The 26,190-nt window shown below is 68.7% G+C and carries 28 protein-coding genes and 2 pseudogenes; 15 read left to right on the top strand and 15 right to left on the bottom strand.

Features of this window, described 5'->3' with window-relative positions; all coding sequences use genetic code 11:
* Positions 1–75 precede the first annotated feature (75 nt).
* Positions 76–558: a MarR family winged helix-turn-helix transcriptional regulator gene (locus OG798_RS43185; protein WP_323138769.1), complete on the top strand. Its 483-nt coding sequence runs from the start codon at positions 76–78 to the stop codon at positions 556–558.
* Between the two features lie 112 nt (positions 559–670).
* On the opposite strand, the gene OG798_RS43180 is transcribed toward OG798_RS43185, so the two are convergent.
* Together OG798_RS43180 and OG798_RS56745 are read right to left on the bottom strand one after the other, a co-directional pair.
* Positions 671–1,696 carry a hypothetical protein gene (locus tag OG798_RS43180; RefSeq protein WP_328758800.1) on the bottom strand — a complete coding sequence of 342 codons (1,026 nt, stop codon included), beginning with the start codon at positions 1,694–1,696 and terminating at the stop codon, positions 671–673.
* 680 nt (positions 1,697–2,376) lie between these two features.
* A pseudogene (locus OG798_RS56745) lies at positions 2,377–2,760 on the bottom strand (AAA family ATPase); the annotation flags it as partial.
* A gap of 484 nt (positions 2,761–3,244) precedes the next feature.
* Between OG798_RS56745 and OG798_RS43170 the strand changes: the two are divergent.
* Complete coding sequence (locus tag OG798_RS43170) at positions 3,245–4,426, top strand: glycosyltransferase (protein WP_328760153.1); 1,182 nt, start codon at positions 3,245–3,247, stop codon at positions 4,424–4,426.
* Positions 4,427–4,487: 61 nt separating this feature from the next.
* Here OG798_RS43170 and OG798_RS43165 read toward each other — a convergent pair whose 3' ends face one another.
* The 3 genes from OG798_RS43165 to OG798_RS43155 all read right to left on the bottom strand — a co-directional run bounded on the left by OG798_RS43165 (position 4,488) and on the right by OG798_RS43155 (position 6,472).
* Positions 4,488–4,685, bottom strand: a complete 198-nt coding sequence (locus OG798_RS43165; protein WP_095851535.1) for an antitoxin — start codon at positions 4,683–4,685, stop codon at positions 4,488–4,490.
* A gap of 420 nt (positions 4,686–5,105) precedes the next feature.
* Positions 5,106–5,234, bottom strand: coding sequence for a hypothetical protein (locus OG798_RS43160; RefSeq protein WP_328758798.1), 129 nt, complete (start codon positions 5,232–5,234; stop codon positions 5,106–5,108).
* On the bottom strand, positions 5,231–6,472 hold the full coding sequence (locus OG798_RS43155) for a DUF418 domain-containing protein (protein ID WP_328758797.1): 1,242 nt from the start codon (positions 6,470–6,472) through the stop codon (positions 5,231–5,233). The genes OG798_RS43160 and OG798_RS43155 overlap by 4 nt, the downstream gene beginning before the upstream one ends.
* A 202-nt stretch (positions 6,473–6,674) precedes the next feature.
* On the opposite strand from OG798_RS43155, the gene OG798_RS43150 reads away from it, so the two are divergent.
* From OG798_RS43150 to OG798_RS43140, 3 genes are all read left to right on the top strand, one after another.
* Positions 6,675–7,346, top strand: coding sequence for a response regulator (locus OG798_RS43150; protein ID WP_097224023.1), 672 nt, complete (start codon positions 6,675–6,677; stop codon positions 7,344–7,346).
* Positions 7,343–8,461, top strand: coding sequence for a sensor histidine kinase (locus OG798_RS43145; RefSeq protein WP_095851538.1), 1,119 nt, complete (start codon positions 7,343–7,345; stop codon positions 8,459–8,461). Before OG798_RS43150 ends, OG798_RS43145 begins: the two co-directional genes overlap by 4 nt.
* Positions 8,462–8,927: 466 nt before the next feature.
* Positions 8,928–9,827: a hypothetical protein gene (locus OG798_RS43140; RefSeq protein WP_267063498.1), complete on the top strand. Its 900-nt coding sequence runs from the start codon at positions 8,928–8,930 to the stop codon at positions 9,825–9,827.
* Between the two features lie 51 nt (positions 9,828–9,878).
* On the opposite strand, the gene ykgO is transcribed toward OG798_RS43140, so the two are convergent.
* The 3 genes from ykgO to rpmG form a co-directional block, all read right to left on the bottom strand.
* Positions 9,879–10,001 carry a type B 50S ribosomal protein L36 gene (ykgO, locus tag OG798_RS43135; protein WP_054230145.1) on the bottom strand — a complete coding sequence of 41 codons (123 nt, stop codon included), beginning with the start codon at positions 9,999–10,001 and terminating at the stop codon, positions 9,879–9,881.
* 40 nt (positions 10,002–10,041) lie between these two features.
* The gene (locus OG798_RS43130) at positions 10,042–10,302 is read right to left on the bottom strand and encodes a type B 50S ribosomal protein L31 (RefSeq protein WP_267063497.1); all 261 of its coding nucleotides are present in this window, start codon (positions 10,300–10,302) and stop codon (positions 10,042–10,044) included.
* Positions 10,303–10,403: 101 nt separating this feature from the next.
* On the bottom strand, positions 10,404–10,568 hold the full coding sequence (rpmG, locus tag OG798_RS43125; RefSeq protein WP_054230143.1) for a 50S ribosomal protein L33: 165 nt from the start codon (positions 10,566–10,568) through the stop codon (positions 10,404–10,406).
* A 1,032-nt stretch (positions 10,569–11,600) separates the two neighbouring features.
* Here rpmG and OG798_RS43120 point away from each other — a divergent pair.
* Positions 11,601–11,921, top strand: coding sequence for a hypothetical protein (locus OG798_RS43120; RefSeq protein ID WP_121414363.1), 321 nt, complete (start codon positions 11,601–11,603; stop codon positions 11,919–11,921).
* 78 nt (positions 11,922–11,999) lie between these two features.
* Here the strand turns inward: OG798_RS43120 and OG798_RS43115 are convergent, their stop codons facing one another.
* Complete coding sequence (locus tag OG798_RS43115; RefSeq protein WP_267063496.1) at positions 12,000–13,241, bottom strand: cytochrome P450; 1,242 nt, start codon at positions 13,239–13,241, stop codon at positions 12,000–12,002.
* 211 nt (positions 13,242–13,452) lie between these two features.
* Positions 13,453–14,187 (bottom strand): SDR family oxidoreductase, encoded by a 735-nt coding sequence (locus OG798_RS43110; RefSeq protein WP_120986121.1) that lies wholly within the window; start codon positions 14,185–14,187, stop codon positions 13,453–13,455.
* Between the two features lie 136 nt (positions 14,188–14,323).
* Here OG798_RS43110 and OG798_RS43105 point away from each other — a divergent pair, with 136 nt between their 5' ends.
* The 3 genes from OG798_RS43105 (at position 14,324) to OG798_RS43095 (ending at position 16,942) form a co-directional block, all read left to right on the top strand.
* Positions 14,324–14,914: a TetR/AcrR family transcriptional regulator gene (locus OG798_RS43105; RefSeq protein ID WP_267063495.1), complete on the top strand. Its 591-nt coding sequence runs from the start codon at positions 14,324–14,326 to the stop codon at positions 14,912–14,914.
* Positions 14,915–15,108: 194 nt separating this feature from the next.
* Entirely contained in the window at positions 15,109–15,513 is a 405-nt protein-coding gene (locus OG798_RS43100) for a hypothetical protein (protein WP_267063494.1), read from the top strand.
* Between the two features lie 55 nt (positions 15,514–15,568).
* Positions 15,569–16,942, top strand: a complete 1,374-nt coding sequence (locus OG798_RS43095) for a phosphatase PAP2 family protein (protein ID WP_267063493.1) — start codon at positions 15,569–15,571, stop codon at positions 16,940–16,942.
* 540 nt (positions 16,943–17,482) lie between these two features.
* On the opposite strand, the gene OG798_RS43090 is transcribed toward OG798_RS43095, so the two are convergent.
* Together OG798_RS43090 and OG798_RS43085 are read right to left on the bottom strand one after the other, a co-directional pair.
* Positions 17,483–17,725: an FG-GAP repeat domain-containing protein gene (locus OG798_RS43090; RefSeq protein WP_267063492.1), complete on the bottom strand. Its 243-nt coding sequence runs from the start codon at positions 17,723–17,725 to the stop codon at positions 17,483–17,485.
* Positions 17,726–18,040: 315 nt separating this feature from the next.
* Entirely contained in the window at positions 18,041–18,736 is a 696-nt protein-coding gene (locus OG798_RS43085; protein WP_267063491.1) for a nuclear transport factor 2 family protein, read from the bottom strand.
* A gap of 252 nt (positions 18,737–18,988) precedes the next feature.
* Between OG798_RS43085 and OG798_RS43080 the strand changes: the two genes are divergently transcribed.
* The gene (locus tag OG798_RS43080) at positions 18,989–19,627 is read left to right on the top strand and encodes a TetR/AcrR family transcriptional regulator (protein ID WP_267063490.1); all 639 of its coding nucleotides are present in this window, start codon (positions 18,989–18,991) and stop codon (positions 19,625–19,627) included.
* A 440-nt stretch (positions 19,628–20,067) separates the two neighbouring features.
* Here OG798_RS43080 and OG798_RS43075 read toward each other — a convergent pair whose 3' ends face one another.
* A complete protein-coding gene (locus OG798_RS43075; RefSeq protein WP_267063489.1) occupies positions 20,068–20,352 on the bottom strand; it encodes a hypothetical protein in 285 nt (94 codons plus the stop codon).
* A gap of 479 nt (positions 20,353–20,831) precedes the next feature.
* On the opposite strand from OG798_RS43075, the gene OG798_RS43070 reads away from it, so the two are divergent.
* A complete protein-coding gene (locus OG798_RS43070; protein WP_328758794.1) occupies positions 20,832–21,128 on the top strand; it encodes a hypothetical protein in 297 nt (98 codons plus the stop codon).
* Between the two features lie 9 nt (positions 21,129–21,137).
* Here the strand turns inward: OG798_RS43070 and OG798_RS43065 are convergent.
* Positions 21,138–21,497 (bottom strand): annotated as a pseudogene (locus OG798_RS43065) (transposase); the annotation flags it as partial.
* 182 nt (positions 21,498–21,679) lie between these two features.
* Between OG798_RS43065 and OG798_RS43060 the strand changes: the two are divergent.
* The gene (locus OG798_RS43060) at positions 21,680–22,213 is read left to right on the top strand and encodes an NUDIX hydrolase (protein ID WP_267063487.1); all 534 of its coding nucleotides are present in this window, start codon (positions 21,680–21,682) and stop codon (positions 22,211–22,213) included.
* Here OG798_RS43060 and OG798_RS43055 read toward each other — a convergent pair.
* Positions 22,191–23,531 carry a hypothetical protein gene (locus OG798_RS43055; protein ID WP_328758793.1) on the bottom strand — a complete coding sequence of 447 codons (1,341 nt, stop codon included), beginning with the start codon at positions 23,529–23,531 and terminating at the stop codon, positions 22,191–22,193. The genes OG798_RS43060 and OG798_RS43055 overlap by 23 nt on opposite strands.
* Positions 23,532–23,656: 125 nt before the next feature.
* On the opposite strand from OG798_RS43055, the gene OG798_RS43050 reads away from it, so the two are divergent.
* The 3 genes from OG798_RS43050 to OG798_RS43040 all read left to right on the top strand — a co-directional run bounded on the left by OG798_RS43050 (position 23,657) and on the right by OG798_RS43040 (position 25,489).
* Complete coding sequence (locus tag OG798_RS43050) at positions 23,657–23,887, top strand: hypothetical protein (RefSeq protein ID WP_240361308.1); 231 nt, start codon at positions 23,657–23,659, stop codon at positions 23,885–23,887.
* A 251-nt stretch (positions 23,888–24,138) separates the two neighbouring features.
* Positions 24,139–24,582 carry a glycine-rich domain-containing protein gene (locus tag OG798_RS43045; RefSeq protein WP_328758792.1) on the top strand — a complete coding sequence of 148 codons (444 nt, stop codon included), beginning with the start codon at positions 24,139–24,141 and terminating at the stop codon, positions 24,580–24,582.
* 118 nt (positions 24,583–24,700) lie between these two features.
* The gene (locus OG798_RS43040) at positions 24,701–25,489 is read left to right on the top strand and encodes a protein kinase (protein WP_393020565.1); all 789 of its coding nucleotides are present in this window, start codon (positions 24,701–24,703) and stop codon (positions 25,487–25,489) included.
* The last annotated feature ends 701 nt before the right edge of the window (positions 25,490–26,190 follow it).

Below are 26,190 nucleotides of genomic sequence, written 5' to 3'. Positions count from 1 at the left end.
TTGAGGTCCTCAAGTAACTTGATAGAGGTAAGCATCGAAGGTTGAGGTAGTCAAGTTTCGGGTTACGCTGGATCCATGTCCGCGACATCTGGAACGAACCGCTCCACCGAGGCGTCCGACACCGGACCCCTCACCGTCTCCAACGTCATGCTTCTCGACACCCTGTGGGCGTCGATGGTCAGCCTCTACGCGGATCTCACCAGCGCCGCCGCCGCGCACGGCCTCACCTACAGCCAGGCCAAGGCGCTCAACGTACTGCGCCAGGGTCCGGCTCCGATGCGTGCCCTGGCGGGCACACTGCGCTGCGACGCCTCGAACATGACCGGGATCATCGACCGGCTGGAGGCCCGCGGTCTCGTCTACCGCGAGCCCAGTCCCACCGACCGGCGGGTCAAGAACGTCGTCCTCTCGGAGGACGGGGCGGCCGCCGTGTCGAGCATCCGCGACGGCATGCACGGCACCCACCAGGCCCTCGACTCACTCAGCGACGCCGAGCGGACCACCCTCGAAGGCCTGCTCTCGCGCCTGTTCGTCACCGGGGACGACCGGGCCTCCTGACCCCCGAAGACCCCGTAACAGGCCGCCCCGGCCAAGCGGCTCCTGTGCCTGCCCAGCCCCTCCTAGGGAGGGACCCAGGGATTTCCCCGAAGAGTTGGGGTGCGGCGCGGCCCTAACCTCGCAGGTGATCGGCCGGGGTGGCAGGCGAAGCCCCGGGCAGACACAGGGGGTGGTCGCGGTGGGCAGTGCCGATGTGATCGCCGATGTGTCCGACATCCTGGTGCACGTCCTGACCGCCGCGGTACGCGAATCCGACGCCCACGCCCGGGTACGGCTCGTCGAACTCGTGGGGCAGCAGCGCGGCGGCGGACACGGAGCGCTCGGCCTCGAACTCTTCCTGTACGAGGTCGCCGAGGACCCGAGCGCACGCAACCGTCCGTCCCGCGCGGGCGCCGTGCCAGTCCCCGGTCCACAGCCGGATCCAGGCCCGGCAACCGAGCGCGGCCGCCCGCTGGGACGGGTTCGCGCCGCCTTCCGCGCCGCCGAGCGGCGGGGGCTGGTCGCCGAGCACTCGGTCCAGCAGGACGCACGCGGCCTCGTACTCCTCCAGCCACCCCAGGACTTCCGCCCGGCCCACCAGCGCTCGCGCGGCCTCGCCCGCGGTCTGCCCCAGCAGCAGTTCGCGGGCCTGGCCGCGCTCGCCGCGCAGGGCCAGGACCTGGGCGAGATGCACGGCCGCCGCCTCCGCGAGGTCCCCGCCGCACAGACGGGTGAGCCGGTACGCCTGCCACGCACTGCCCAGCGCGGCCCGGCTGTCGGCCGCGTGGACCGCGGAATCGACCGCTTCCAGCAGGAGTCGGGCCGCCCGGTCGGGCTCCCCGGTGAGCCGTCCTGCCGCGTCGCGCAGCACCCGGTGCGCGGTCCTGGGGTGGCCTCCCGCACCGGGCCGACGCGCCTGGAGGACGGCCAGTTCGCGGCGCAGGCCCGGGGCGCGGGCGAGTGCCATCGCCTTGCCCAGCAGCATCTGTACGTGTTCAAAGGCTCCGGCCCGCTGTCGGCAGACGGCGGCCAGGTAGAGCAGCCGGGCGGTTTCGTCGTGGTCGTCGGCCAACCCCGCGGCGCGCTCGTACAGTTCGGAGCCCGCGTTCGGGTCCGTCTCCTCGGCGGCGCGCGCCGCCGCTTCGACGGCCCGCGCCACGTCCGGGCTCGGGCAGGTGTGCGCGGCGGCGAGTGGCGGCCCGCGTCGGGCCCGCGCAGTACCTGCGCGAGCACGTGGTGGACGGCGCGCCGACGGGACGTAGCGGCGTCGTGGTAGGCGACGAGGCGCAGCCGTCGGTCGGCGAAGACCAGTCGGCCCCTGCGCGGTTCGACGACGCCCGCTTCTTCCGCGGGCAGCAGCGCGTCGGGGGCGTGTCCGAGCAGTTCCAGCGCGCGCTGCAGATCGCCGCTCGGGACGTCGCCGGCCGCGGCGGGCACCAGCAGGGCGGCCCGGGTGGTGTCGGGGAGCCGGGCCAGCGTCGGGAGATGGGTGTCGCGCAGCCGTTCGCCGGGGGCGAGCGGGTCGTCGAGGGGCAGGTGTCCGGAGCACTGGCCCGGGGTGAGGACGGCCGGCAGTTCGGTGAGGGCGAGCGGGTTGCCCTCGGCGACGGCGAGCAGCCGGTCGGCGACGAATCGGCGCAGCGGGTGCGGGGCGGACCGCTGGAGCAGGGTCCGCGCGTCGACCGGGTCCAGCGGTCCGAGCCTCAGCTCCGGTACGCCGGTGACGACGGGGCGCAGGTCGGCTCCGGCGGCGGAGCCGCGGTGTTCGGCCGTGAGGAGCAGGACGATCGGCTCTTCGGCGATGCGCCGCGCCACGAAGAGCAGTGCCTCCCTCGACGGGGTGTCGAGCAGATGCGCGTCGTCGATCGCGAGCAGGAGAGGACGCCGTGCGGCCGCGGCGCCGAGCAGTCCGAGCACCGCCGCGCCGACCGCGAGCCCGGTGTCCCCCGGCCGCTGCTGTCCGGTGGCCAGCAGATGGCCGAGCAGGTCGCGCTGGGGTGCGGGCAGGCGTGGCAGATCGCAGCGGTAGGCCTGGACGACCTGGTGCAGACCCGCGTAGCGCAGCCCCGATTCGGCTGCGGCGCCCACGAGATACACCGAGCGGACGGTGTCGTCGAGGGTGAGGATCCTGCGGAGCAGGGTGGTCCGTCCCAGCCCCGGTTCCCCTACGACGAACAGCGCGCCACCGCGCCCGGACGCCGTGTCACGGAGCAACCGGGCCACCGCGGATGCTTCAGCGATCCTCCCGAGCACATTCTGCGCGGCGGTACGGGAATCAGACGCGTGGCCCCGCGTCGCCGGTGCCGCTTCCCCCCTGCGTCAAGCTTGGCACGCACCCCTCCGCCGGAACCCGGAAATACCCAGACATTCACCCTTCCGCTTCGGCCGAGCGGTGGTGGCACCCCTCTCGGCCGCGGCGCGGATTATACGTGTCGCGCGTCCCCGGGCCAGGAAATTTCTGGCCTGTTTTTTACCATCCGATTGGTGTGAGAACAGCCGTCAGGCCCGCGACCTCCGCGTCTTCATTCGGCTGATCAACCGAACGGTACGCCGTAACCAATCGTGTCCGAATTTGAAACGACGAGTTCACAGGCTCGCAAGTTTCTCCTGTGTCCATAGCGGAGAACCCGCAGATCACAGGGGTTGAAAAGGTTTCCTCCCTTTCTGCGAGACGGGCCAAGAGGTGCGCGTGATGGACGAACTGCGTGTGCTGTCGATCTATGAAGGATTCTTCTCGGGCGGGGCCCGGATCGTGCACAGTGATGTGGTGCTGGGGCTCCATGAGGGTGGCCAGCGGCATGCGGTGCTGAGTGTGAATGGCGAAATGTATCGGGAGGAGACCCGGCAGCGGATGGAGGACGACGTCTGCTACCGGTCACTGACCGCGGCGGGCGTGCCGGTCACCTCGCTGGGCCGCACCCCCGGGGCACCCGACGGCCCCGAGGCCTTCACCGGGCCGGAGCTGGCCGCCACCACGCGGGCGGTGGCCGCCGCCGACGTCATCCTGTCCCTCAAGGAGCAGCCGCTCGGCCTGCTCAACCAGGCCGGTCTGCCCCGGCGGCCCGTCGTGGTCTGTCTGCACCGCTCCGACCCCGAGAACCAGGGGGCGGCCCTGGACGAGCTACGGACAGCGGTCGCCGACGGCCGGATCGCCGCCGGGATCTGTTGCGCCGAGTCGACGCGCGCCGCGTACACCGCGGCCGGGATCCCGCCCGGCCTGCTGCACGTGATCCCGAACGGCGTGGATCTGCTGCGATTTCGCCCCGACCCGTACAGACGCGCTCTGCTGCGGACGTCGCTGGGCATCCCGGAGCGCGCGCCCGTGATCGTCTTCGCGGCACGCTACGCCACGATGAAGAACGTTCCGCTGTTCCTCCGGGCCGCCCGGGCCTGGCTGCGCCGGCAGCCCGACGGCCACGTCCTGATGTGCGGCGCGGGCATGACCCGGGCCAACGGCTGCCTGCGTGAGGACATCGCCACCGCGTTCGGCGAGGACGCCCCGCTCGCCGAACGCCTCTCGTTGCTCGGCGTACGGCATGACATGGAGACCGTCTATGCGGCCTCCGACGTGGTGTCGCTGACCTCCGCCAGCGGCGAGGCGGCACCGCTGTGCCTGATCGAGGGCATGATGTGCGGGGCCGTGCCGGTCGCCACCGATGTCGGCGACAGCGCCTCGATCGTCACCGGGCACGGCTTCCTCACCCCGTCCGACCCCGAAGCGATCGCCCTGGCCTGGTCCGAGGCGGTGGCGCGGGGCGCCGAGTTCGCACCGGCCCTGGCCCTCAGCCGCGAACGGTTCAGCCGCACCCGGATGATCGCCGCGTACGCCGCGCTCATCGAACAGGTGCGCAGCGGGTCGAGCCGGGTGCCTCTCCCGGAACCCTTCTGAGCGAGCCCGCCGGGAAGGGGCGCCCTCGCGGCGCCCCGGGACCTGCGTTCGCCGCGCGGGGTCAGGCCTCCTTCTCGCCCAGTTTCTCGACGTACTCCTGCGCCTTGTCCACACCGGTCTCGATCTTGTCGGTGTACTTGCCGTCCGTCTTGTCGTCGACGATGTCGCCGGCCTTCTCCAGTCCGTCGGAGATCGTGTCGCCGTGGGCCTCGGCGAGTTCCTCGGCCTTGTCCTTGAGGTTCTTCAGGTTGTCGAACACGCGTGACACCTTCTCCGGCGGCACTGCCTGATCAGGGTCACGATCCCACCCGGCCCTCGGCGGCCAACAGGCCCACGGTGCGGCGCCCTTGGGCAACGGGAGCGTACGGCCGCCCGGCCCGCTCCGGCCCACCGAAGCCCGACGCGCCCCGTGCGCGGGGGCGCGGGGCGCGGGGGCGCGACTCGCAAGCACCGGACGGCCGTGTTGCCGTCGTCCACGTCATTCGCCACGCACGGCGGCGAACACACCGCCGTCCACGAGGACGTCGATGCCGTTCAGGAAGCCGACCGCGCCGGTACGTCCCCGGCACGACGACGACCGCGAGGATCGTCTCGGCCGGGGACGCGGTGGCACCGAAGAAGTGACGTCGACGGGCTGAAAGCCTCGCCCAAGGCGGCGGCCCGAGTCGTCGGCCTCCCGTCAGGGGTGTCCGATCAGCGTGGTGACGACGTGGTCGACGGCGTCGGCGTACAGGTCCGGGCGCAGGACGCCCAGGACGGCCGCCGCCGCGGCCGCCGTCAGGAGCCAGGGCTCCCAAGGGCCGCTCATCGGACGCGCTCCGCGATCCTGGTGGCCCGGCCGAGCAGCCACTCCAGCGGTCCTCGCGCGAAGTGGCGGGACCAGAGGCTCGCGAACACGGTCACGGACACGAGGAAGCCGAGCAGCACGTGCAGCGGGGAACCCGGCAGTTCCTCTATGCCCAGGGCGCGGATGGCGACGATGTGGAAGACGTACGCGGTCAGGGACATCGTGCCCACCGCGATGACCGGAGCGGCCAGTCGGCGAAAGCGCGGGAGGGCATCGGTGGCGGCGAGGCAGGCGGCCAGGACCGCGATGGCCACGCCGGTGTTGGCCACGACCGAGAGGGTCGTCTCGGAGTGCGGCGAGGCCGCCAGCAGCCAGGCAGGAGTGGTGCCGGTCGGGTAGCCCGCGGTGTCGGACCACCAGGCCGACATGACCGAACCTCCCTCGCCCCAGCCGGAGACGCGGAGCGCGGAGGCGGCGCCGGGGACGAGGTGCAGGGCCAGGAAGGAGCCGCCGTAGCCGAGGACGGCCAGCGAGACACCGGTGATCGCGAGGCGCGTGCGGACGACGGCGGAGGCCAGGTCCAGCCGGGCCACGGCCATGCCGGCGACGACGAACGGGATCCAGGCCAGGGCCGGGTAGCCGCCCGTGAAGAGCAGCGAGACGATGCCGTCCGCGTCGGTGGGCCAGGCCCAGATCCCGCCCGGACCACCGCCGTCGCCGCCACCGGGGTTGAGGGCCTGCTGCACCACGTACAGGATCTGAGGCAGGATCAGCGCACCGCTCACGGCGATGACCGCCAGCGGTCGGGCGCCGAGCCGGTACAACGGCAGGACCAGCAGGAAGTACAGGCCGTAGAAGGCGAGGATCACCTCGACCGGGGTGCCGGTCAGGGTGAGCGCGGTGCCCAGAACCAGCAGGATGAGGGCTCGGATCACCACCTTGGCGACCGCCTGGCGGCCCGCCCGGCCCGTCTTGGGGGTACGGCGGCCGGTGATCAGCACGATCGAGAAGCCGGCCAGGAAGGCGAAGAGCGCCGAGGCCCGACCGTGAGCCAGTTCCATGAAGAAACCGGTCGATCCGCCCTCGGAGGGATCGGGGCCGACGTGGGCCGCGTACATCCCGAAGACCGCGAGCCCCCGGGCGAGGTCCACTCCGATCAGGCGCCCCACCGAGGGCCGGAGTTCGGGGAGTTGCGTGGTTACGGACGCCTCAGATCGGGGCGGCGCCAGGAGCGCCGTGTCATGTGCGTTCTGCGTCATGGCTCACAGGCTCGAGAGGAACGCCGATCGCGCAGTATCCGGCAGGCGTCCGGTCCACACCCCCCGGACGACTGGAACCGACCCGCCGGGTGGCCGGGCCGTTCCGCCGGAGCGCCGCACCGGGCGTTTCCCGTTCTACGGTCACAGTGACGACAATCGACATCGAGGACATCGATGGCATCAAGGACGAGGCGGAACGCACGTGATCCGGGTAGTGGTGGTGGACGACGAGGCCCTGGTGCGGTCCGGCTTCGAGCTCATCCTCGGCGCGGCCGACGACATCGAGGTCGTCGCGACCACGACGGGCGCGGAGGCGGTGGACGCGGTACGGCGGGAGGCACCGGACGTCGTACTGCTGGACATCCGGATGCCGGACGTCGACGGTCTGACCGTACTGCGGCACCTGCGGGCGCTGCCGGACGCGCCCGTGGTGGCGATGCTGACGACGTTCGACGCCGACGAGTACATCCTCACCGCGCTGCGCTCGGGGGCGGCCGGCTTTCTGCTCAAGGACACCGAGCCGGACCAACTCGCGCAACTGGTAAGGACCTTGTGCGCGGGCGGTGTCGTGATGTCACCGAAGGCGTCCCGTGCCGTGTGGCAGAGCCACCCGGGCGCGACCGCCGCGGACGACGAGGAGGCCGCCCGTGTCGGACGGCTCACCGAGCGGGAGCGCGAAGTGCTGGTGCTCATCGCCGAGGGGCTGTCCAACGCCGACATCGGCAGCCGCGTCCACCTCAGCGCGGGCACCGTCAAGGACCATGTCAGCGCGATCCTGACCAAGCTGCGCGTGAACAGCCGGGTGCGGGCCGCGCTGCTCGCCCAGCGAGCGGGCCTGCTGGACGGCCGGAACGGGTCGGAGGACCGGCGATGAACGCGGGCAGGTCGTGGTGGGCGCGGATCCCGGATCCGGCCGTCGATGCCGTGGTCGTCGCCGTGGCCGCCGTGGACGTCCTGATCAACCTGGGGGACTCGAGCCGCCTCGCGACGGCGGCGACAGCCGTCGCCTGTGCCGCGCTCACCCTGCGTCGCCGTTTTCCGCTCACGGTGTTCCTGTTCACGCTCCCGGCCAGCCTGATGGTGGACATCGTCTTCGCACCGTTCGCCGCCCTGTTCACCCTCGCCGAGCGCTCCCGCGACCGTCGGCTCCTGGTCGCGGCCGCCTTTCTGTTCGCGGCCGCCTCCGCCGTGCCCTGGCCCCTGGGCAACGTCGGCTCACATGAACGCGCCTGGACGCTGATCTACTTCTTCTACACCCTGGCCACGGCCGCCGCCCCCGTGCTGCTCGGCCAACTCGTCCAGGCCCGGCGGGACTTGGCCGACCGGCTCACAGAGATCGAGAAGGCCCGCGAACACGAACGGCTGCTGCACTCCCAGGCCGTCCTGGCCCGGGAGCGCGCCCAGCTGGCCCGCGAGATGCACGACGTCGTCTCCCACCAGGTCAGCCTGATCGCCGTACAGGCGGGTGCCCTTCAGGTCGCCGCCAAGGATCCGCAGTTCAAGGAGGGCGCCCGCACCATCCGTTCGCTGAGCGTCGACACGCTCGACGAACTGCGCCACATGGTCGCGCTGTTGCGGGCCTCCGGGGGCCGCGTCGGCGAACTCACCCCGCAGCCCACACTCGCCGACCTGCACAAGCTCGTGTCGACCAGCGGCATCGAGGCGACCCTGACGGGTGAACTCCCCTCCGCCATCGCCACCCCCGCGCAACGCGCCGTCTACCGCACCGTGCAGGAGTCCCTGACCAACGTGCGCAAACACGCGCCCGGCGCGGCCGCCACCGTCCACCTGTGGCACTCCGACGACCGCTTCGGCGTCACGGTGACCAACAATGCCCCCACCCGCCCCTCCCTGCCCCTGCCCGGCTCCCAGCAGGGCCTCGTCGGCCTCCGGGAGCGCTCCGAACTCCTGGGCGGGGCCTTCGAGTCCGGGCCCACCCCCGACGGCGGCTACCGCGTGACGCTCCGCATCCCGACGGACGCGGACTGAGCGCGATGCCGTGGCCCGTACGAACGTCAGACCATCGCCAGAACGGTCCGGAGGGGCCAATCGGGGGACGTGCCCAGGTGGACCGCGTGGGATTCGCGATCCACCGGAAGAGGGCGCCTACTCTCCGAAACGATCAAGGAGGTGGCATGCGGAAGAAGATCCACAGGGGGATCGTCACGTCGGTGTGTATCGGAATCGGCCTCGCCGTGGCCGCCGCCTGCGACCCCTCGGAACCGGCGCCTGACCCGTCGACATCCTCCGCAGTCACTCCGTCCTGGTCACCGAGTCCCTCTCCCACAGTTCCGGTTCCTCCCCCTTCCCCGGACACCACCGGCCCGACGGTCCCGCCACCACCGCCGCCGCCCACGGACACCGGTGACACCACCGTCGAACCGCCCCCTGCACCACCGTCCGGAACAGCGCCCGACACCACCCCAGCCGACGAACCGCCGACGCCTCCCAGCACGTGAGCGAGCATCTCGAGCACAACCACCGTGCGGGTAGTTCCACGCTGATGACGGACCTGGGCGACCGTAAGAGTACGACCGCCTTCTTGAAGAGCGTGGTAGCTCAGGCTTCCTTCGTCGCGGCGCTCATGTTCTACCTCGGCGCGATGTACACCACGAGTTTCTACGGCTACTTCAACCTCACTCTGAACACGCTCAACCTCGGCTTCAGCGGCTTGGTTCTGCAGAGCCTGCATCTGCTGAGACGCGAAGTCCTGGTGGTCGCCGTGATCGTTCTGGTGGCGGCGGGCATCCCATGGCCCCGCTCAGGCGCACGATTCGCTGAGCGAGGATACGGGGACGGGGACGGGGACTCACCTCTTCGCACGGCGGCGGTACGTCTCCACTTGGTGGTGGTCGGCGCCGGGCTGGTCCTGCTCGTGATCTCGCCGGCCATCGCACCGTACGGCTGGGTCGCCCCGCTCACCGTCGCGGCCGGTCTCCTCCTCGGCCAGTGCCAGGACACGACGAGCGACCGTCGAGCCGGTCTCCGGCACAAGGCGCTCCCGTTCTTCGCGGCGGCGGTCTTCCTGTTCTGGGCACTGACCCAGATCACCTGGCAGCTCGGTGAGCGGGACGCCAAGGAGCGCGCTCGCGATGTGACGCGCTGGACCGGGGTGCTGATTCTCAGCACCCACCGGCTGGCTCTGCCCCAGGACTCCCTGGTCACGGAAGACCTGGGAGCACCCTTCCACCCCCGCTACCGCTACACGGGTCTGCGGCTGCTCCTGGAACGCGATGGGCGGTACTACGTGGTTTCCCGTGGCTGGAAGCCACGTAGGGATCCCCTCTACGTGATCCGGGAGAGCGACGACATCTGGGTTGCCCTGACGTCTGGCACCCAGCCGCGCGGCACATAGCCGGGCGGGGAATCCACTCCTCGTCGCCGCCCGCCTCCGGGTGGTGTGCTGTCAGCCCTGGCGGGCCTTGAAGCGCGGGTTCTTCTTGTTGACGACGAAGACCACGCCCCGTCGACGGACCACCTGGGCCCCCGGCTTGGACTTCATGGAACGCAAGGACTTGCGCACCTTCATGGATCTGCCCTCCTCGTGCAGTGAACTGTCAAACCCGCCGTCAGTGCCGCGACGAGGCCGTACGGCCGTAACGACGCTCGAAGCGCTCCACGCGGCCTGCGGTGTCCAGGACCCGCGAGGTCCCGGTGTAGAACGGATGGCTCGCCGACGAGATCTCGACGTCGATCAGCGGGTAGGTGCTCCCGTCCTCCCACTCGATCGTCTTCGACGAGTGCGCGGTCGAACGGGTCAGAAACGCGGTCTCCGCGGCCCGGTCACGGAAGACGACGGGGCGGGATTCGGGGTGGATGCGGGGCTTCATGAAGTTGCCTCCCTTGTGACGGTCGACGGTTCCGTGACGGTCGACGGTCTTGTGACGGTCGACCGTCCTGTGACGCTCCGCCCGGTGGTGCCGGGCTCGGCTCAGCGCTCCTCCCGGAACGGGACGTGCTCACCGACCACCGGGTCGTACTTGCGCAGGACGAGCCGGTCGGGGTCGTTTCCGCGGTTCTTCCGCGTCACGTAGGTGACGCCGGTCCCGGCTGTCGACCTCAGCGTGACGACGGGTCGCGCGCTGTTGCGTGCCATGAGGTCCTCCTTCCGCCCACATCACGCGATCTTGACTCGCGCATGTCAGCTACGTGTGCTGTAACAGCGGACCTGGTCGGCGCATTCCCGGGGGCTGGAGCGGGGGGCCAGAGGCCGGGGTGGAGGGAGGCAGGGGGTGGCGGGGAGCGGTACGGGGGCGACAGGAAGGCTTGGGGCGAAACGAAACAAGCCCCGCCTCCGGAGTACAGGAGGCGGGGCTGCGGAGCGCCGGGCAGGCCTTGCACCTGCATCTCCCCGCAGGAAGCGGGGCGTCTTTCCTTGGACCACCAACGCGAGGCCGACCGCCGAAGTCTTCCGGCGGGCTGCTCAAGATCAATCATAGCGCAGCCGGAGCGGTGCATGACACCGCCAGGGTTGCCGCGTGTCCAGGAAGGCCCAGGGGTCATCGGCGGCAGCCGCCGCCGCACGCCCGCTGATCGGAGGGTGGCATACCCGCGGGACGCCGACTGTCGAGCGGTACGCGCTGCAACACTGAACCGGTGGCGGACGCGCTCGGTACCCGGGCGCAAACGGGAAGTCCGACCGCCGCTCCTGGCGCCGGTGCGGCGCACCTGCGGGCGCCTCGGCGGTGTGGAGTGATTCGGCGGGGTCGGTGAGCGAGTCCTCCCTGCCGAGTTCGCGTGCCGACCCCCGAGGGTCGGCCGCGCGCGGGAGGAAGCCGAGGCTGCTGTCTCCGCGCACCGGCGCCCGTCCGAAGACACACATGCGCCGCGCGCGCCGCTACCCGCCCTTGCGCTCCTCCGGTGCGTCGCCCGACTTCTGGCTCGCCCACGCAACCCTGGCGGTCGCCGCCCGACTCGACGGGGACGACGAACACCGGCTCACCGCGATGGGGCAGGCGCAAGGGCTCGACCTCGGCAACGCCAACCTGTTCTTCTCGCTCGCCGCGGCCAGGACGGGCGAGCACGAACGGGCGGGGAACTGGATGGACGGCTACCTTCAGCACGCCGTCTCCCCGGATCGCCTCGGCTGGAGAAGTCACCCGGGAACCGGCCGCCCGACGCCCGAGCCGTGGCCCGGGCGGTCCAGCAGATCGAGTACGTCTCGGACGACTCCGCGGAGCCACAGGTCGACACGCGCCATATCGCCGAGATCCAGAACTTGGAACGGTTCATCCAGCTGCACGCCGACGGCCCCCGGGCCATGGACCCGGACGTCCTCGACGCACGCGCCCGGCACGCCAGGCTCACCGGCGAGTCGGGCGACTCCCGAGGCGCCGCCGCGCTCTGCCAGCGCCTGGGGCAGGACTGCGCGCGCCTGCTCGGCCCCGATCACCACCGTGTCTTCGAGGCCTACCGGGAGGCGTCGCGCTGGAAGGAGGGCACCGGCTGAAGCTCCGTATCTCCCTTGGTACGTCCCTTCCTGCGTCCTGCTGGTATCGAAGGGCTACGAGCTAGAGGTACGGACGGGCTACCAGGTGACCGGCAGCGCGGCGACGCCGTACGCCATCGCGTCCTCCTTGAAGTCGATCTCCTCCAGCGTGGTGGCCAGTCGCAGCGTGGGCACGTGCCGGTAGAGCGTGCCGTAGACGACCTGGAGTTCCACGCGGGCGAGTTGCTGGCCCAGGCACTGGTGGACGCCGAAGGCGAACGCGTTGTGCTGGCGGGCGTCGCGGAGCAGATCGAGGCGGTCGGGCTCGGGGAAGGCCTCCGGGTCCCAGTTGGCGGCGGGGAGGGAGACGATGATTCCGTCCCCGCCGCGGATGACCTCGCCGCCGATCTCGATGTCCTCCAGGGCGATCCGGCGCTGGCCGGTGTGCGCGATGGTCAGGTAGCGCAGCAGTTCCTCGACCGCTCCGGCCACGACCTTGGGATCGTCCGTCTCGCGCAGCAGGGCGAGCTGCTCCGTGTGCTCCAGCAGCGCGAGGGTGCCCAGCGCGATCATGTTCGCGCTGGTCTCGTGCCCGGCGATGAGCAGGATGACGGCCATGAGGGACGCCTCCCCCATGGTCAGTTCACCGGCCTTGACCAGGGCCGCGAGGTCGGACAGCGTGTCCTCGGCGGGGTTGTCCGTCTTGGCGTGGATCTGCCGGGCCAGGTACTCGCCGAGCGCGACACTCGACTCGCGGTCCTGCTCGGCCGATGACGTCTGGCTGACCGCGACGGTGGCGTGGTGCTGGAAGAACTCGTGGTCCTCGTAAGGGACTCCGAGCAGTTCGCAGATCATCAGCGTGGGAATGGGCAGACCCAGCGCCTGGACCAGGTCGGCCGGCTTCGGCCCGGCCAGCATCGCGTCGATGTGCTCGTCGGTGACCTTCTGGATGGCGGGGCGCAGGGCCGCCATCCGCTTGGCGGTGAAGGAGGAGGTCAGCATCCGGCGGAGCCGGGTGTGGACGGGGGCGTCCGTGTTGAAGAGCGTGTCGGGGTGGTGGTGCGCGTTCTCCGCCATGGCCTTCTTCGGGAACGGAAAGCCGGGCCGCTTGTCGTCGACGCTGACGCGGGGGTCACCGAGGACGGCCCGCAGGTCCTCGTGGCAGGTGATGAGCCAGGGGGTGCTGCCGTCCCAGATCCGCACCTTGCTGATCGGCTTCTCCTCGCGGATCTCCGCGAGGACCGGCGGCGGCGCGAACGGACAGGCGGCCGCCCTGGGCGGCACGAACTCGGGGATCTCTTCGGCGGCGCCGCTCGCGGTTCCGGTCAGTGTCTCAGCCATGTCACTCCTCGGTGGGGGGGGGCTCCCCCGGAACGGGGAGCGGGGTCTCAGAGGGGCTCTGGGGCCTATGAGATCGGAGCAGACTGACGGCTGCGGGCCACTTCGCTGACGGGAACCTGACGTGACTCGGATCACGCGTACGCGCCCCACACCTGGGCGCCTGAAGGCCATGACGCGGCATGGCGTGGCAGGGCATGGCGGCGAACGGACCTCAGTCCTGCGCGGTGGGACGCACCACGATGTCACCCACGTCGACACCGTCCGGCTGCTCGACGGCGAAGGCGACGGCGCGGGCCACCGCGGCCGGCGGGATCGCGATGCTGTCCATCTTTTCGACGATCTGGACCTTCACCTCGGCATCCATACGGTCGGCGAAGTCCGTACGGACGAACCCCGGCGAGACGACGGTGACGCGCAGGCCCTCGCCGGCCTCCTGGCGCAGGCCCTCGGAAAGGGTACGGACGGCGTTCTTCGTGGCGGCGTACACCGACTGGAGCGGAGTGACGCGCAGTCCGGCGGTGGACACGATGTTGACGAAGTGCCCGAAGCCCTGCTCCCGGAAGACCGGCAGAGCTTCGGCGATCCCGTACAGCACGCCCTTGAGGTTGACGTCGATCATCTCCTCCCAGTCCTCGACACGGAGGTCGTCCAGGGGGGAGATCAGACCGACTCCGGCGTTGCTGACGAGGACGTCGAGCTTGCCGTACCGCTCGCGGGCCAGCCGTACGAGGCCGGACAGATCCTCGCGCCGCGTCACGTCCGTAGGGACCCAGGCGGCTTCACCGCCCGCCTTTTCGATCCGGGCGGCCAGGGCCTCGAGACGCTCCGCACGGCGCGCCCCGAGGACGACCCGGGCGCCGCGTTCGGCGAGCAGGAGCGCGGTCGCCTCACCGATGCCGCTGCCGGCACCTGTGATCGCCACTACCTTGCCTTCGATTCCCGACATGATCGACAGTCCTTTCGCAGGAGAAACGAGGGCATCGCACACGCATGCCCTACAGTGAAAGTGGAGGCGCCGCCACTTCACCCACCATAAGCGGAGGCGCCGCCACTTAGCAACGGGAGAGCGAGGAGCGACGCCGATGGCCCGCGATACGGGACGTCCACTGAGGGCTGACGCACAGCGCAACCGGGAGAAGATCCTGGACGCCGCGGTACGTGTGTTCACCGAGGAGGGGCTGGACGCGCACTTCGAGCGCATCGCCAAGGAAGCGGGCGTGGGCACCGGCACCCTCTACCGCAACTTCCCGACCCGGGAGGCCCTGATCGAGGCCGCGTACCGCAACGAGGTGGCCCGGCTGTGCGAGGCCGTCCCCGGGCTCCTGGCGACGATGCCGCCCCGCGAGGCCCTACGCGCCTGGACGCGTCGCTTCATCGACTACGCCACCGCCAAACTCGGCATGGCCGAGGCCCTACGAGCCGTCGTCGCCTCGGGAACCAACCCCTACGCCGAGAGCCACGAGCTGATTCAGGCCGCCCTCACCTCCCTCATGAACGCCGGCACCGCCGCCGGCGCGATCCGCACCGACATCAGCCCGACCGACATGTTCGCCGCCCTCGCCGGCATCGCCCTCACCTCGGCCGGCCCCGCCCAACGCGAACAGGCGGAACGCCTCCTCGACCTCACCCTGGACGGCCTGCGCCCGACGCCACCGCAGGAGCCCGACCACTGACGCCGACGTCCCGTGCGGGGCGCGAGCAGCGCCGGACAGGGTCGACCGGTGAAAGCCGGGGCATCGACGGACCCGGCAACTATCCGGGCCACAACAGCAAGGAAGACACGGTCTGCCGGGAGCCGTCGGCCATGAGAGGGACTTCGGTGACAGCCGAGCACAACCCGCGGACGAACTTCGTCTTCGCTCCGCCCATGGAGAATCCAGCCGCATGGCAGGCAAGCCCGGAGACGTTCAGGAGCGCGCTGACGCAAGCATTTCCCGATGCCTCCCTGGAGACGCTCACCTCCCCTCTCCGCGACGCGCCTGCCCTGGACTTCGAGATCGAGGTGGCGCCGGACATCTTCGTCACGGGGACGGCTGTCATGCCCGCCCGGGACTACGCCCATGTCAGCATCGTCGACGTGACCGCGGACGCGGCGGCACTGTTCGCCCAATGGCTCCGCGACCTTCGGCGGCCCAGCGCAGGTCTCAAGGCATGTACAGGTGAAGCCTCCGTTGACCACCGCCTTGTAACCTCAGCGGTCGGCTGCTGCGAGGCTGGAGCTGATGCCTACGACCGCAGGCGACGAGCGAAACCTATCCTGACCTTTGACTAAAATTTAGCAAATAGGCCAAGAATTGAAACATATACCATCGCGGTCTTCTTCGCGAATGAACTGCAGAATCGCGTTCTCAGTGTGGCGTCAACCGCGGGCGAGACTCTGGGTCGTAGCGGGTGTCGCGACCCTCGGATTCCACATTGCGCTGGAGATCGTCGCACGTCGCTACGGCCTGCCCGGGCCGATCACCAACGAGGTGCGAGATGCGAAATTCGCCCCCAAATCAGGCTTCTTGTTGTACGCCGGTATGGCGTTGATGATGGTGGTGCTCACCTGGCGGCAACGGTTCATCGCGGCTGGTGCCGCGATCGGTATCGACGTCGCCTTCTTGGTGGTCCGGTGGGCGGTCGGCGCCAAGACGACCGACAGCGACCCCGTCGGCACGGGCGCGTTGTGGGTGCTTCTGGGCTGTGCGGTCATCGCTGTCACGCGTCGCACCGGCCGGGAACGTGCCCTGCTGCTGAAGGGCGTCGGGCTGGGCCTGCTGCTGGTGGTCGGCCGCACGATCGGCGATACCTGGCTGTTCGTCACCGCCAAGACCCGCCCAGCGGTGCTCGACCAGTACGTGGCAACCGCCGATCACGCGCTGGGCAACCCGTCGTGGCTGGTAGGCCGGATTGTCACGGCCACCGGCCCGATCGGCTTCAACATGCTCCACATCGTTTACGGTCAACTCGCGTTGGCCGCGGTCATCGTCGCGCTGTACCAACTGCGTAACGTGGCGGTCGAGCGTCGCTTCCCGGGCCATCATCTGTTGCGCACCTTTCTGGTGATCGGCCTCCTCGGGCCGGCCTTCTACATGATCTTTCCGGTGGTCGGACCGGTCTTCGCCTACGGGACCGGCGTCGAGCACTGGACGACGGTCAGCCTGTGGTCGCAAGCGCCGCCCAGCGAACACTGGGCGGTGGCCGACCTGTGGCCGGAAACGCCGCCGCCGATCAATACCCCGCACCACATGCCATTCGACGAGATCACCCCGCGGAACTGCATGCCCAGCCTGCACACAGCGTGGGCAACAGCGATTTTCATTCACTCCCGGAAGGGCCCAGGGATTCTGCGATTCGCAGGCACGTTGTGGCTGATTGCCACGCTCGGCGCAACGCTGGGCTTCGGCTACCACTACGGCGCGGATCTCATTGCCGGCGTGGTGTTCACGCTCACGATCGAGGCAGCTCTGCGCTCGCTCGACCGCGGCTGGGATCGATCAGGGATCCGGCTGGTCGCTTACGGTGCAACGGTCTTCGCCGCGCTCTTGGTGTCCTATCGCTATCTGCCGTTGGAGATGGCCGAGCATCCGCGGGTGTCCGGACCTTTTCTCATGCTGGCGATGACCTCAGTGGTCTACGGCTACGTACGGACCACCAAACTGTGGGAACCGAAGCCCGCACCAGCGCGGCAACCGGAACCACAACCCGAACTGATTTGAATCATGTTGTCTCAGGTTGTGTGCTGAGCGCTGCCCGGATGGGGCGGGATGCTGAACGTGTGCAGGCGAAGGCCTTCACCGTGCCGCGGGTGGCACAGGCTGCCGTCCCCTGAAAAGGCTGCAGGGCGGGCGGACCTGCGGGGATGTCCTGGAGGCCGCCTCACAACCCCATCCGCCATCAGTGGCCGACTTTCGCTGAAGATCGCACAGTTGTTGAGGAGGGATGCCCGAATATCGAGTGGCGGGCTGCTGACCTGCCTGATTCTGTGCGACAAGCTGTCCGTCATCGTGAAGCACATGCTCAAGCCGCCCGGCCTGGCCTCCGGAGAACCGGTACGAACGAGGCGGCGCAGACGATGCCGAGCAGGCAACGGGGCCGTGAACCGCGTTCCTGACCAGCTCCTCATCAGAGGCGAAGCCAGAATTCGCCCGCGGTTCATTCGCCGGGCAGCGGTGGCTGGGGTGTCTTGGGCGTGCGGCATGGAATGGGCCCGGACGAACCACGTCGTCCGGGCCCGCGGGGCAGTCGCGAAGGCCGGCTCAGAACAGGCCCTTGTACCCCTGCCAGCCAGTGGCGATCCTCGTACGGCCGCCGAAGGAGCCCTTGCCGTTGCCGTTGTTGCGCCAGACGGTGCCGGAGGTGTCGCGGGAGACGATGTCAGCCCTGCCGTCGCCGGTGATGTCGCCCACCCCCACGATCACGTTGTACGACGGGCCGCAGTCGTTGAAGACCTTCACGCGGCTCTTGAACTTGCCGGTCGCGGTGCCGTCGTAGCGCCACACTCGTTCGACTTGTCCTGCGCCAGCAGGTCGCCGTGGCCGTCGCCGCCTGGTTGCGTAATCAGGTCGCCCACGCGGTCGAACTCGTCCTCCGGATCGGCCGGTTCGCAGTCGCCAGCGGTTGGACAGCATGCGCAGCCTGTCGGCGTACTCACCGCGGGCCTCGGCGAATCGCTCCGGTTCGACCGCCTTGACGAGGATCTCGTCCGGTAGCTCGCCGGAACCGAGGATGACCGGGTTGCACCGGCGTGCCAGCAGCCGATCCTTGGCGGGTGATGCGCGGCCGGTAGTGCCGCGCATCACCCGCCGGGAAACGACTCAGTGCTTGTTGACCGCCGAGGCCCAGTCGAAGTCCACGCCCATGTCGTGGTACATCTTCGAGTACCCGACGAAGCAGTTGAACGTCTTGACCTTGCCGTTCTTCAGGTACCAGAAGTCGGCAGTCGGCGCGTCGACCTTGTGGCCGTTCCCCTTGACGACGCCGCCCGTCGGCGACGCGAGTTGCCCATCGAACGTGCCCTGGATCGACAGCTCGATGCTGACCACGTCGCCGTTCACGGTGATGCGCTTGAGGTCACGGTGAACATTGGAGAAGAGGCCCTTCATGTAGGGCAGCACGCTGCCGAGCGCCTCCCCCCGATAGGCCTGGCCGGCGACCATGTCGTTGAAGACGCCGTCCTTGGTGAAGCTGTTGACGAACGTCGGGACGTCGATGTGGCTGCCCTCCGCCACGTAGTAATCGCGCAGGACGATCGCGAGGTTGGCCTTCTCGTGCTTGGTCAGGTGGCGGTCGGTGAGCGGCAGCTTCGCCAGTTGGCGTGCGGTCAGGGTAGGGGCGGCCGTGTCGCTGTGGACCGCTGCCCCGTTGTGGGCGGGGTCGCCTGTGACGGCACAGCGGCGATGGAAAGACCACCCAGGACAGCTACCGCGGCCGCGGCGGTGATCGACTTCCGGCTGAGCAGCTTCATGTCGTGTTCCTCCAGGTTGGTACTCAGGATTCGGGATCCGTCGCAACGGTCTCCGTCGCGCTCTTAGTAATTCAAACGCTCGCTTAACGTTATGAACGGCAGTGTGGACTGTCAAGCCATTGTTTGAATTCTGTGGTTGCGCAGCCACGGGGGCATGCGTGCCCACCCGCGTCGCGGCTGGTCAGGCCGAGTCTGCGGCAGTGATCCGGGCCGGTGCGGCGTCCGGCGGCCGACGTTCGACCTTGATCCGCGAGGCGACTGTTGACAATGTACTCAAGCATATGCTTGAGTACATTGCATGATACGGGCGGAAAAGATGGACCTACGCCGGGAGGCCGGTCAGCGCACACGGGACGGCCTCCAGACGGCCGCCCTGGAGTTGCTCGCGCAGCGAGGCCAGGAGGGCGTGACACTCCGCGAGATCACAGATCGCGCCGGAGCCAACGTCGCCGCGGTGAGCTACCACTTCGGGTCACTGAAGAAGCTGTGCGACACGGCGATCGAGCACGCGTTGGAACGGTATCTGGACGACAAGATCCTGGAACTCGATTCCCTCGCCTCCACTGCGACACTCCATGAAGTGGCGGCGGCGTTCGCCCGGCCGATGGTGCGCGCACTGGCGGCCGGCGGGCAAGACCTGGACGTGATGCGGACGGTGGCGCGCGTCGGCATCGATCCGCCCCAGGGGTGGCATCGGCTGGATGGCAAGTTCGACCAGAGTCGCCGGGCGGCCGTCCGGGTACTGGCACCGAACCTTCCCGGAGTCGACGAGCAGGAACTGATCTTCCGTACGCGATGCGCAGCCGGCCTGCTGAACTGGCTCGCGCTGGCACCCATCGGCACCGAGCTGGCCGCCATGTCCGCCGAGCAGATCGAGCGGCAACTGGTTCCCGTGGTGGCCGGGGCGTTCCGCGGGGACGCCCCCGCCAGCCGCTGACCCGACCAAAGGGCCACCGGAATCCAGACCACTGCGAGCGCCCTGGCGGCTGGTGAGGTCGGTCGGCACGTAGACCGTCTCGCGTGTGCGTTTGCCGGTCAGGACCTGCACCACCGGGGTCTCCAGCCGCCCGTGGCTATGAGACCGGTCGTAGAACTTCGCCGTCGTGATCAGTCACCGTGACCAGGTCCAACCCCGCGCCATCAGCGACTTGTGCCCGACCTGGCAAGTGAAGGTCACGGTGTGGGCGCGCCGGCTGCGGTGCCGGCGGGTGCCGCGGTCACGGCGTACGGTCCCGGACGGGGCCGTGCACCGTTCCGCGTGCACCTCGGGCATAGGGAGGTGCTACAGGACGGGATCGGTTGCTGTGATTGCTGTACTTCGCTGCCGTACCGCCGCCTCAGGAAGTCTCGTGAGTGCAGGGACAGGCTCGCATGCTGCTACAAACCGCGCAGCGCCTCGCATAGATCGCCGTAGGCTGCCCAGCAGTCAATGCTGCCGCCGTCGTACAGGCTGCCCATGTACCAGTCGTCGTCATGTACGGGCTTCACGAGGCACAGGCCGTGGAACCCGAGAATGATCTCGGGGTGCAGCACCTCGTTGACTCCGGTGTCGGCTACCCACTTCACCATCCGGTCCGGATCCAGCGCGACAGCCTCTCGGTCCCCGGATACGTCGCGGATCTGCGGAAGGGTCCACCCTGGAGGTAGCCGTGCATCTGCCATCCACAGATGCTCTCACCCGCCGGGTGTCGAGCACCGCTTTAGGAGTTCGGTCCGGAGTCCCGCATGGAACCAAGCTCCCTGTATCGGAACGCTGCTTGCGGCTGCTCAAGGTTGCTTGTGTCCGCCGTCGTTGATGTCAGCTGGTGATGTCAGGAGCCGGGGCGCTCCTGACGTGCGCCCGCATCGCGATGCGTAGGGCTTCTAGGGCGTGTACCGAAAACGGATCTTGGAACAGCTCGGGTTCTGCGACGGGGGAGGCTGACTCGCAAGATCCACAGCGGGCGGTGGGCCGGTGCTGGTATTAGTCGGCCATAGCAGCAGACGTGTGGACCCCCGTGATTTCGATGGCCGGTGTAGCTCTGGGTGGTGCGTTGGCGTATCTGACCCAACGCACCACGCAGCGGACAGCCGACCGGGCTGAGGAACAAAGACGCGCTGCGGCTCTGACGGAGGAGCGACGTGCCGAACAGATCAGGACCGTGCTGGAGTTCATCCGGTGCGCGCTGGAGGCTGAGGGCGTGGCGCATGCGCGGCCGTCACTTTGGGAGGTCGGCGATGAGTGGTACGTGACGGCCAGGCCGGCGATGGACGGCCTGCGCATAGCCGAGAAGGGTGTCGAGCTGCTGTGTGCCCCCGGCATGCACGCACCAACAACCGCCTATGCCCGCGCCCTTAATCAGGCGGTCTGGCAGGAGCGGGACGAAGGGAGCCTGGCCGAGCGTCTGGAACCGTTCAAAGCCGAGTTTCTCGCCGTCGCCCGCCGCAGCCTGACCTGACATCGCCGGTCACAGCCACTCGTTGATGGAAGCAACCAACACGGTCGCTTCGTAGCGCACGGCCAGCTTGTCGTACCTCGTGGCTACAGCGCGGTGCCTCTTGAGCCGGTTGATGCCGCACTCGACCGCGTGGCGCTCGCGGTAGTCGACCGGGTCGAACTTCGGCGGCCGACCGCCACGCGAGCCGCGTTTCTTGCGGTTGCGGGCCTGGTCGGCCTTGTCAGGGATGGTGCAGCGGATGCCGCGCCTCCGCAGGTAGGCACGGTTCTTGCGGGAGGCGTACGCCCTGTCCGCGCGGACCCGCCGCGGCCGGGTGCGTGGCCTGCCCGACTCCAGCCGCGGCACCCGGATGCGGCCGAGGACCGCCTCTCCATCAAAGGTCAGTAGCTCGCTTCCCGGCCCGATCTGCGTTCGTCCGCTGGATGTTTGGTCAACACCGCCGGCGAGGGACTTCACGACGCATCTCGTCAAGGTGACGCGAATGCGGTGAAACCTGTCCCCGACGCTAGGACGGTCTGAGATCCTGGAGACCGATCGAAAGGGGCCGCGGTATGGAGTGGAAGACCCACGGAGAGCGTCAGATCTACACCAACAAGTGGGTGAATCTGTGTCTGGTCGACGTCCAGCAACCTGACGGACGCAGGTGGGAGTACCACGTCGTTCGCCTCCGGCACCTAGCCGTAGCTGCGGTGGTCAACGATCGCCAGGAGGTGCTGATGATGTGGCGTCACCGCTTCATCACGAACTCCTGGGCTTGGGAGTTGCCTATGGGCCTGGTCGAAGACGATGAGACCCCGGAGGAGGCGGCAGCCCGCGAAGTCCTGGAGGAGACGGGCTGGCGGCCCGGTCCCGTAAAGCCCCTGATCTACGCCGAGCCGGCCAACGGGATCACCGACTCTCAGCATCATGTCTTCCGTGCGGACGGCGCGACCTACGTCGGGCCGCCGACGGAGAAGAACGAGTCTGACCGCATCGAGTGGATCCCCCTGAGCGAAGTACGGGGCATGATCGACCGCCGCGAGATTGTGAGCAGCGGGTCTCTGGTCGGTCTCCTCTACCTGCTCATGGACGAAGCGTTCCGCTGACCGGTGGGAGGATTTCCCGTAGTCGAGCCTCGAAGGCTAGGGCTACGGGCTCTTGTCTGTATGGGGCCAACTGGTCGTAGAACTCTCTCAGATGACCTGATACTCGCTCCGAGGCCACTGCCGACGCGGGCTCCAGAGCCTGCGTGGCGGTGTGGCACGCCTGGTCAAGCTTGCCTTGGTCCAGTTGCGTACGCGCGAGCCAGAAGGCGTGGAACGCACGGCCGCGCTGGTTGGTGCTGCTCTCGCGGCGTAGTGCGTCGGCGATCAGGGGTTCAGCGGTCGCGGCTTCGCCCAGCTGGCCGTGGGCGATGCCGGTGTCGACGATCAGCTTCGGCTCGTCGAAGTACGTCACCCATGACGGGTCCGGGTCGCCCGGCTGGATCTGCTCGAACTGGCGGTGCGCTTCGGTGATCGCTGCGTGGGTGGAAGTTTGGCTGCCGAGGGTGGCGTGGGCGAACGCCTCCCGCATGGACAGCATCGACATGACGCGTGGCGTGGTGCCGAGGGCTGAGCGGGCCTGGTCCTGGGCGGCAGTCACGAGTGCCAGAGAATCCGCGGGCTTGTCCTGGTAGGTGCCCTGCAAGCTCATGCAGGCGAGGACGTTGGCCATGAACTGCCGGTCGTCGATCTCCTTGGCCAGTTGCAGGGCTTCGGTAAAGTACGCGCGGGCCTGGTTGTACTGGCGGGCGTCGAAGTACGTCCAGCCGGTGAGGCGTGCCAGCTCGGCCGCGATTCCGTACAGGCCGTTCTGAATGGACGGTGGCCGGCTCTCCTTCAAAAGTCCGACCACGTGTCGGAGCTGGCCGACGATGGCCGGCCGCAGCGCTTCGCCGCCGTGCTGGTCGTCGCGTCGCCAGTAGTCCTCGATCGAGGATCGGTAGGCCTCCAGCGTGGCTGCACTGAGGCTGGTGCGCGAGGCCATCGCCAGGATGCTGTCCACATCGGGGCCTGGCAGAGACGCGGAGGCCTGTTCTTCCGGCTTCGCCACTTTCGGGGCCTCGCGCTCGGTGACGACGAGGGCCTGCGGTGTCTCCCACGGCCGCCGGGCAAGGCCCAGCATGTGTCCGGGGATGCGTAAGCCGTCCGAGATGCGCTCGATGACGTCCATGTGCAGCAATTGGCGTCGCCCCGCGATGACTTCGCCGACTCGGCTCGGGGTGAGCTCACATCGTCTGGCGATCATCGATGGGTAGATGCCCGCTCTTGTTTTCACCAGTCGGAAGACTCTGGCGAAGTCCCGTACCCGACAGGCATGGAGCATCTCGGGATCGGTGAGCAGCCTCGCGGGCAGTTCCTGCGGCCGTTCGGCATCGGGCATCGGCAAGCTCCCACACTGCGAGGGCTACGCAACGTCGCTGATTCTCTACTTCCCGCGATATTACCCAAGTTGGGTAATCAGCCTGACCTTTTGGCGGCGGCCCCCAGGTCGCGATGCTCCTGTGCATGGCGAGCAATCAGCAGACCAGACCAGGCATCGGTGAACTGGCGAAGGACAGTGCCAGGGGACGTATCGGCGTCGTCATGGGTGAGATCGGCGGCCGTGTTCAGATAAGGCCGATCCGCGGCGGCAAGGAGTGGGATGCCATGCCGGACAACGTGGTGGCGCTCAGTGCACGAGAGGAACTGAGCGCACGTCTGGCCGTGAAGAACGGCAACAGTCGGGTCGGGCTGTGATGCGCGCCATCGGCCGGTACGCCGGGGTCCTGTTCATCATCTGCATCAGCGGTTCGTGCGGCTTGGTGATCGGCATGGCCCTCGGTACCAGCCCGTAGACAGGTCGACCCCGGACGGGCGCCAACTCCCCGGCTCCCCAACCCGTTCGGGGTCGACCATCCAAGCCCGCTTCCCGGTCGTCTATGAGCCGAGCTCGGCGATCAGGGCGGGAGGTAAATGCCCATGCACCACCTCACACGAGGAGATTGCACATGACGGCAACGGCGAACGACCAGAAGACCGGTCGCGCGGTGGCTGGTGAGGAGCTGTTCGAGAGCCTCGCCCACTTCGTGGTCATCCACAACGGGCAGTCATCCGAGCGTGCCGAGCGGATCGCGGACCAGGCGGTCGCGTTCTTGATCACAGCGGCCACCGCCACCGTCCCCATGGTCCCGTCGGACGACGTGGACTTCGGCCTCCACGCACTCATCCTGCACACGAAGGAGTACGCCGAGCTGTGCGAGAAGTACGCGGGCCGCTTCCTGCACCACAGCCCGATGCCGGGTGGAGGGGCCCGTGATCCTGAAAGGGTCGCCGCCTCGGTGCGCGCCATGAAGGCGGCCGGGTTCACGGTCTTCGACGACCTCTGGACCGTCAACGGCACGAACCTCGCACAGTGCGACTCGGACTGTGGCCGACCGTACGGTCGGGCGTAGCACACGACAACAGCGATGCGGCCGGCCTCGACTCGTGGTCGGCCGCGTTCGCTCGGAAGGAGAAGAGACGTTGCCCGGCTCAACCGCTGAACTGCCGATCGTGGTGCTCGACGCACTCATGCCCACGGCTCAGCACCTGGTCATCAACCGTCGGGGCTCCACGGTCTGGGAGGTGGAGAGCCCTCGGGGCCACTACGCCGTGAAGCTCGGCTATCCGATCGAGGCCACGGCCGACTGGCCCGCCCAGCCCTGGACCGCGCTCGCGCCCGCACGCGAGGGTGCCGTGCTGCATCGCCTCGGCTTCGATGAGATCGCGTACGGCGAATGGGAGCGCGGAACGTGGAACTTCCAGCCGTGGCATGAAGGGCCGGACCTGTACAGGCTGTGGGAGCCATGCCGCGGGCGAGACTCGTCCGTCGCGCCGCACACCAGCGTGGCGCTGGGATGTGTGGAAGCGCTGGCCGAGCTCCACGCGAAGGGCTGGGCACACGGTGATGTGCAGCCCGCGCACTTCATCGTCGGGCCGGAACGGACGCACCTCATCGACCTCGCCCTTGCCCAGGGCGGACAAGTGCCCGAGGGGTACGACTTCCCCTTCCGCGGCTGCCTCGTCCACTACGAGGCACCGGAGATCGCTCGCAGCGTGCTCGCCACCGGTGAGGCCGTGCCCACGCAGGAAGCCGACATCTACGCACTCGGCGCCTCCCTGCTCATCTCTGCCACAGGCTGGCGGGCGGTCGAGTACCCGGACGACGCTCCGCGCCCCGTACAGCGAGAAGCAGTGGCGAACGGTCGGCGTCGTCCCGTGAAGGCGCCCGGTGAGCTGGGCGAGCTGATCGACGCGATGCTCAGCCACGCTCCGGAAGATCGACCCACCATCTACGAGGTGGGCAAAGCCCTGAGCTGATCCTCAAGCCCTGATTCATCCGTGCCGCTCGTGCGGCGAAGCCAACAACAAAAGACCGGACCACCCCTCAGCCTGGACAGCATTCCGGGTGGTCCGGTCGTGGAATCCCTGATCGGGGCCCCGGTGCCGATGGCTGCCGGGGCGGTCGGGGTGCTCGGGTGCGGGTGCGGCTACAACCCTGGCTTTCTGTTGTCGAGTTGGAGAGGACGACCCTTGCAGTACGGCCGACGGCACAACGGTTCTGGCCTCAGCCACCGAAAGTCAGCCACAGCGGCAGGGGCGCCGAACGAGCACCCGTCACGTGTGTCTCCAGCAACCCCCTACCGTCCTCAGCCACGCTTCCCCCGGTCGAGTTCTGGACGCGCGGTTGGCTCCTGCAGTTGTCGCCGACGGCAACAGCCCTACTGTTTGCCCTCAGAGAGGCCCTCGGACGGCACTCGGAGCCGCAATACATCCATACGGCGAAGCGTCAGCGATACGGCCTGTCCTCGGACACGTGGACTAAGAGCCGCAAGGAGCTCGAAGCGCAGGGACTGTTGAGCGTCAAGCGCGAGCCGCAGGGCGACTTCTACGACTTTACGCGGCTGAGGAATGCCTATGAGCTCAACTTGGAGCGGCTGGACGACTCGCCCTCCTGGTCTTGACGGGGCGGCGATTACCTCTCTCGCAGTTCTATCGCGACCAGAGTGAAACAACGAGAA

Source organism: Streptomyces sp. NBC_00271 (assembly GCF_036178845.1).
In the GTDB taxonomy this organism is placed as follows: Bacteria; Actinomycetota; Actinomycetes; order Streptomycetales; family Streptomycetaceae; genus Streptomyces.
This window is presented reverse-complemented; position numbering and strand designations above follow the sequence as displayed.